Annotated in this window: 4 protein-coding genes and 1 pseudogene; 1 reads left to right on the plus strand and 4 read right to left on the minus strand. The window is 43.4% G+C overall.

What is annotated here, in order from left to right; genetic code table 11:
• Positions 1-217 precede the first annotated feature (217 nt).
• Complete coding sequence (locus DDT56_RS24085) at positions 218-1,141, minus strand: hypothetical protein (RefSeq protein ID WP_136168873.1); 924 nt, start codon at positions 1,139-1,141, stop codon at positions 218-220.
• Between the two features lie 446 nt (positions 1,142-1,587).
• Between DDT56_RS24085 and DDT56_RS24090 the strand changes: the two genes are divergently transcribed.
• On the plus strand, positions 1,588-2,628 hold the full coding sequence (locus DDT56_RS24090) for a PD-(D/E)XK nuclease domain-containing protein (RefSeq protein WP_136168874.1): 1,041 nt from the start codon (positions 1,588-1,590) through the stop codon (positions 2,626-2,628).
• 259 nt (positions 2,629-2,887) lie between these two features.
• On the opposite strand, the gene DDT56_RS24095 is transcribed toward DDT56_RS24090, so the two are convergent.
• The 3 genes and pseudogenes from DDT56_RS24095 to DDT56_RS24110 form a co-directional block, all read right to left on the minus strand.
• A complete protein-coding gene (locus DDT56_RS24095) occupies positions 2,888-3,211 on the minus strand; it encodes a helix-turn-helix domain-containing protein (RefSeq protein ID WP_136168875.1) in 324 nt (107 codons plus the stop codon).
• Positions 3,195-3,476: pseudogene (locus tag DDT56_RS24100) on the minus strand (type II toxin-antitoxin system RelE/ParE family toxin); the annotation flags it as partial. The pseudogene DDT56_RS24100 and the gene DDT56_RS24095, both read right to left, overlap by 17 nt.
• Positions 3,477-3,960: 484 nt before the next feature.
• Positions 3,961-4,899, minus strand: a complete 939-nt coding sequence (locus tag DDT56_RS24110) for a restriction endonuclease (protein ID WP_136168877.1) — start codon at positions 4,897-4,899, stop codon at positions 3,961-3,963.
• Positions 4,900-4,964: the final 65 nt, after the last annotated feature.

Here is a 4,964-nt window from a genome sequence, read left to right on the forward strand (position 1 = left end):
ACGATTTTACTCGCTTAACAGCGTGTCCACCATTCGTGGGTAGGATCATTCGCGCATTAAAGTTAAACAGTGACCGAAACTGTGGAAATGCCGCTAAAGAGAATTGCTCAGACTGGATGAAAAAAATAGGGTGGTAAAGTCTGTGCTCAGAACGACCAGAAATCTATTGGAATAACAAAAGCAAGACCTGCCTTTTGGGCGGGTTCTTTATATCCAATTAGGCACCAGAAACCATTTGGTAATATGAAAAGTAGATGTTGCCTGTTTGGGCTGCATGACGTTTTTTTCTTAGCAGCAAACTCACGAAATCAATGCGTTCCTCAAACACGGCCATAAGATCGCCACCGTCCATCAAAAGAATTGATGCACCACCTGCTTGATGGGCCGCTACACCATCTTGAGAGAACCCATTGATTGAAAGAAAGATGCCTAAGGTGTTTTCTAGTTTTGTACGTACTTTATCAGTGAACGCAGCCAAAGATGCTTTGTTAACAAGTTCTTTATGCCATTTCGCTTCAAACAAATATTCTGTACCGTCGAGGGTAAACGCACCGTCTAACTGTTCGCCAAGGTTCTTGAAGGAAGCCTTCGGGTCTAGGTCGAAAAGCTCAAAAAGTTCATACATAATCCGTTCAAGTTCAAATCCTCTCCCTTGTGGATCACTTGAGCTGATTAGCACCATATATTTGTTTTTGATGGCTTCAAGTTTCTGGCGAACAGCTGCATTTTTACGCAGTTTTTGTGCTGCAATTTCTTGTCGCTTCTTGATTTCATCTTGTTCGCGCTTGCTCTCTTGATGTGTCCCTACAAGTTGCTTCAACTGATTGACTGCGTTACGCGCTTTTTCAACCTTAGCGGAACCATCATCAAGAGGCTTAAGATGAGAGAAATCTGTTAATTTACACAGTTCGTAGCAGATTTTTGTGAGATCACCGAGGTGGTTGGTAGGATTGGCTACAAGGAAATCGACGACATCAGATGCGATCTGCCGTTTGTAATTTTCCCAGTTAAAGGAATTCAGGACCGCAGGATTTGAAAGGCAAAGACCTAGAAAGCCGCGTAAATCGGATTTGTACCAGTATACTGAACACAACGCTTCTTTAAGCGCCATAACGCCAGCGGGTGAAAGTTGCTTTGCCATGAATACTCCCGAACTTATTGATGGTCCGGCTTAAAGAATAAAATTCTCACCATAGGACACCAGCTTAATGGAAGGGCCCATTGGCTTCCCCAGATATCGTAAACATACTAAATAACGGTTTCAAATAGTAGAAATCTTTGAGTGAACTCAGCCCATATTGATGCTCGTTTCCATTGCCAGCCAGCGTCGCTGGCGACGCCGGAAGCGACCTGTACCTCATTAATTAGTTTTAATAAGGTCCGCTCCTGGCTGTGAGTTCAACCGATGGATGCAACACACTGATTGAACCCTGTCGGCTATGAGCGAAGGGCAGAAATTCCGAAAGCTTACTCTTATCGAAATGTATGAAACAATGGGGAGCAGGTCAACTACATAGTATTTAACGTGACCTGACAAAATTGCTGTGATAAAAGTCGTCAAAAGACATGCTGACGTTGAAGGAAAAAATGGATAGTAAATTCAATGAAGTAAGGGAGTATTCCAGAGCAATCCTGCTCTTACGAAAGCTTATTCTCATTAGTAAGCTGAGCATCTTAGTTTCGGTTCTCACTATTGGAGTTAGCTACTATGTTGTCATAGCAGACTATTTTCAGCCATATGATCTCACAAACTCAACCATTGTAGAAGCGATGATGGATAAAGATTACCAATCCATTAATAATAACACTTTTGTTATACTTAATAAATATAATTCCGGTGAGTCCAAAATAAAGCCTACCGACTTTTATGCATTCCTCCCTGGGCGTTACAATGCGACTTACGTGCATGTCCATGGGCATCTTGTACCCATGGGGGAGAGCATAAATACGAGCCACAACAACTTTACTATGTATCGCTATGATTTTACATACCGAGTTAGTATATCTCAATTTGGTGTGATGATTTTCTCTCTAATTCAGATATTCTTACTTTCATCTTTTCTTTATCTTCACTTTAGCACCAAATCAAAACATGAACATGACTTTGAAGATAAAATTGTAGGCACATACTTTGATATGCTATCTGATCCGCTTGAAGAAAGAGAACTAAGTGATGTTGAAAAGTTAAAGCTGACACTGAGGAAGTTTAATGCCTTTCGGTTGGCATTAAACAACAGATATGATAATCGCCCCGGTTATGCAATCAACGACGAGTACGATGTTCAGGATTTGCTGCGTGCAATACTGGCATTAAACTTCGAAGATGTAATTAAAGAGAGTGCCATTCCCTATTATTTAGGATCAAACTCAAGAGTGGATTTTTTGATACGTGATCAAAGTATTGCCATAGAAGTCAAAAAGACAAGGAAGGAATTAAGAGACGGCAAGTTAGCGGACCAAATTATTTCTGATCTCCATCGTTATCAAGCACATCCTGCTTGCAAAGATATTATATTTTTTGTGTACGATCCTGATCATTTAATACAAAATCCGGCTAGTTTGAAAAAGGATATCAAGTTGATAAGAAGTGACGCCACATTACATTTTGTTATTGTCCCTGAGGTTTAATGTGCGGAGGTTTTATTCTTCATGATGTATCGTACCTCAACGAGGAAGGTTATTTTCGCACCTTGTCAAAAAGGTCTGAGGGCTGGGAATAAACTGTATAACAGGTGTGCTTGTAATCGAATTAGATGCACTGTTATCTGCTTCCGTTGATTAACCAAGATTAATATCAGCGACTTCCGCCATTGGCACTAAGCAGTCCGTCAGAATTAGTGTACCTCTCTCTAAAACGTCATCTCAAGAATAAGCCAGTACAAGGCAATCAGCCCAACACCTCCAACCCATGCTTCTGCACCACCGTAAGCAGTTTCAGCGATAATCCGCTGGGGCGTTTTACGCCGCTTTCCCATTTCTGTACGGTTGATACACTGGTGTTCAGGTAGCGGGCGAAAACCGGCTGGCTGACGTTCAGTTTCTCGCGCAGTGCCTTAATCTCAAGGGGTTGAAACTCGTCCACGCTGTTGAGGCACGCTTTGTCAAAGTTGCGCATCGTTTCCTGTGGGATGGCGTCGACGCTGAATAATCCAGAAGCCGAGCTGTGGATAGCTTCAAATGCAGGACTCTTGAATTTACTTTTTGCGGTCATGGCAAATTTCCACCAGTTCTTTACTCTTAATCAGTGCCGTAATCTTTTCATCGGTAAGGACAGCATAGTGCCTCGCTAATTCGCGGAATCCGGCCAGTTCGCGATTATCGATATTCGCCATATCCTGCTTGGCATACAGGAACGTGTAAAACCAATGCTGTTCACCTTTCGCCGGTATGATGGCGCGATCGCGATTCTGATTCAGCCGTTTTTTATAGACACCGCCGCCGAGATCGTCAGCTTTTCCTTGCATCGCCGTCCGGATTCAACCAGTGCGCTACAGGCCATCGTGCGGAAACCAAGCTCGCGGACTTCGGCGATGGTGTCATACCCCAGTGCCGCACTGCATCGTTGATGGGGTCAACTCATAATCGAAGTGAATTGACCCTCATCTTGACCCCCAAATCAGCTGGATGTCAATAGACGAAAAAAGGCCACCGTGGATAAAACAGACAAAATCGCAGAGAAGAAAATTAAATTAAAATCTTTATTTTACAGATATATATGGACGTTTCTGGACGATTATGGACATAAAAAAAGCCACCCTGAGGTGACTTGATCTTCATAGGATGGGAAGGCCGGACTCGCAGATATCAGTCAACTTACTGATATCAATATTTTTTATTTATAGCAATAGATGTTTGTACTCGCACTTGTACCCACAAACGAAAATCCGTACAAAAATCAGACACTGCCAGCGGGTATAAAACCATATCAGTACAACACCAATATGGCGGCCAAGACAAGGGCTAAGCAGGTAAGAATGTTTTCTTCAGAGGAACCAAAAGTTTGGTCTCAATATCAACTTGCTCGTAGTTCTCAATAAGCGTCCGGACAAGGTCGTCAAGCGTCCAGAGAGTCAGAGGTATTGTCGAACGATCGGCCTCATAACGAGAATCCTTGGTAAACCCACCTGTACTGACGTAAAGCCCACGATCGTCTTTATGACGACCGCCAATGAAGCTGCGAATCTGCTGACTTCCCATCTGTCCTTTACGATGTTTTACCTCAACGACAATACGTGGATTCTCAAACCCAAAACCATCAGGTGAAGCGATAATATCTTTCCCACGATCAGGCCCCACAGGAGAGACCTGCGTTTTATATCCCATACTGCGTAAAACGCCAGCAACAAGATGCTCCATTTCCTTCGGATCGAGTGCATTGACTCGATCCTTGATACCTTCACGCGCCTGCGTTTCTATATCACGGAGTGGATCAGAAATAGCTTCATCTTCATCCATTGTGGTTGGATTCTGAGTAACAACGTCAATGGTGGGTTTCTTATCCAGTAAAAGCTCTTCTAAAGCATACTCAGGAAGTTGGAAAACAGTTAACGTGGAGCCCAATGTATTTTTGGTAGCAGCAGACAATCTGTCACGGTCAATTTCTTCACCGTTCCATTTTACCTGACGAGCAATCCCCATTCCTTCTTCAACCCATTCAGGATGGTACTGGAAGTCGGATATGACTTTACCTAATAGGTAAGTACGGTTCGCAGGGGAATAAGTAATTACCCAGTCATCCTTCTGGATCTCATTCACAAAACGCCAGACTTGGGATGCGCCCGAACGGGCAGTCCCCAGCTTGGATAACGGATCGGCTTTCTGATATAACGCGAGTAGCTGCGCTCGGGACAGACCAGGTTTAACCAAAGGAGCAAGCTGCGACCAACCAATACCTACGATTTGTCTATCGCGAAAGGAGCCTGTCCACGATTCTGTGTAATCGCCATCTCATTTAAAGGTGATCG

It is taken from the genome of Brenneria corticis, assembly GCF_003115855.1.
Lineage (GTDB): Bacteria > Pseudomonadota > Gammaproteobacteria > Enterobacterales > Enterobacteriaceae > Brenneria > Brenneria corticis.

Excerpts from the sequence above, each read along its gene's own strand:
- DDT56_RS24085 (WP_136168873.1), bottom strand. The coding sequence starts at position 1,141 with ATGGCAAAGCAACTTTCACCCGCTGGCGTTATGGCGCTTAAAGAAGCG.
- DDT56_RS24095 (WP_136168875.1), bottom strand. The coding sequence starts at position 3,211 with ATGACCGCAAAAAGTAAATTCAAGAGTCCTGCATTTGAAGCTATCCAC.
- DDT56_RS24090 (WP_136168874.1), top strand. The coding sequence starts at position 1,588 with ATGGATAGTAAATTCAATGAAGTAAGGGAGTATTCCAGAGCAATCCTG.